At 55.0% G+C, this 1389-nt stretch carries 2 protein-coding genes; both read right to left on the bottom strand.

Translation table 11 applies throughout. From position 1 onward, the window contains the following. Positions 1-28: 28 nt before the first annotated feature. Complete coding sequence (locus tag RUMCAL_RS09450; protein WP_051343780.1) at positions 29-682, bottom strand: tRNA (adenine(22)-N(1))-methyltransferase; 654 nt, start codon at positions 680-682, stop codon at positions 29-31. Positions 683-997: 315 nt separating this feature from the next. After that, positions 998-1210: a DUF1858 domain-containing protein gene (locus RUMCAL_RS09455; protein WP_021682559.1), complete on the bottom strand. Its 213-nt coding sequence runs from the start codon at positions 1208-1210 to the stop codon at positions 998-1000. Positions 1211-1389: the final 179 nt, after the last annotated feature.

Here is a 1389-nt window from a genome sequence, read left to right on the forward strand (position 1 = left end):
CGCCAGACGCTCTTTGTGTGGTATTGCCTTATAGTTTCTCCTGAATTGCCTGTGCCAGTGCCGCCCAGTCTGCGGCTTCTGCACGCCCTGCCTGTTCCAGCTGCTGTGCCAGTTTCTGAAAACGCTGCTGCTTCCAGCCGGCATAGCGGCGGACGGATTCCGACTGCCAGTCCACGCAGCCGATCTCCTGTTCCAGCGGCGACAGGGTACGGACAGTTCCCGTGTGACGGGCACTCAATATCACGTAGAATTTTTTGCCCTCCTGCACCACCTGTTCCGACCAGCCGAACCCCTGCTGTGCCAGCCAGAGCCGCAGGTCGGGAATCTTGGTCATGGGCTGAAGGATCAGGTGCACCTGCCGCCGCCACGGACAGTTTTCCAGAATGTGCACAATGGTTTCGCCGCCCATGCCGGCGATCACCACATCGGTAATGCCTGCCGGCTGCACCTGTTCCAAGCCGTCGCAGAGGAACAGTTCCGCCTGTTCCAGCACACCGGCTTCTGTGAGTGTCCGTCTTGCCGCCTCCAGCGGTCCGGCGTGAATATCGGTGGCGACAGCACGGGTGCAGCGTCCGCTTTGCAGCAGTTCCGCCGGCAGATAGGCGTGATCGGTGCCTACATCGCAGACAACTCCCGCCGGTGTCACCTGTGCCGCACATGCGGCAAGCCGTTTCGTCAGCATGGTTCGTATCCTCCATTTCATTATGCAAGAGATTTCAGAAAACCCCTCCACCAGCTTTGCTTGTTCCCTCCCCTTTCAGGGGAGGCTTATTCTACTAGGCTCCCTTTTGGTGTATAGGCTCCCTTGAAAAGGGAGCTGGCAGCCGCAGGCTGACTGAGGGGTTATCTCGTAAGCCTCTTACACCAAGCAAAAGATTCCACGAAAACCCCTCCACCAGCTTCAGCTGTTACACTGCCCCAAAAACAAAAATTGCCCCACCGGAGAACCACCATTGCTGCGGCAGAGTCACACGGGGAGCAATTTCATAAAACCAATTTACTGTGCATCGCCGGCTGCGATCTGCTTGTTCAGTTCTTCCAGCAGTTCGTCCGTATCGATACCATGCACCATGCAGGCTTCTTCTACAGTTTCTCCGCGAGAAGCCGGACAGCCCAGACAATGCATGCCGATTGCCATAAACAGCGGAGCTGTCTGCGGTGCAATATCCAAAATATCACCGATGATGGTTTCTTTTGTAATCGTTACCATAGTCTTACACCTCCTGTCTGTATATCATACGGCAAAGTGCCGCAGTCCTGCACGAAAAGGAAGCCTTTTCTCAAAGGTTCCCTGCCGTGACAATCCATAGCGTTCCCTTTCCGGAAAGCACTATACAGACAAAAAGAAAAAGTCGTTTCTTATGGCAATACCGCACAAAGATTGTGCGA

The organism is Ruminococcus callidus ATCC 27760, assembly GCF_000468015.1.
Lineage (GTDB): Bacteria > Bacillota > Clostridia > Oscillospirales > Ruminococcaceae > Ruminococcus_C > Ruminococcus_C callidus.

Coding starts and splice junctions, on each gene's coding strand:
- RUMCAL_RS09455 (WP_021682559.1), bottom strand. CDS start 1,210: ATGGTAACGATTACAAAAGAAACCATCATCGGTGATATTTTGGATATT.
- RUMCAL_RS09450 (WP_051343780.1), bottom strand. CDS start 682: ATGCTGACGAAACGGCTTGCCGCATGTGCGGCACAGGTGACACCGGCG.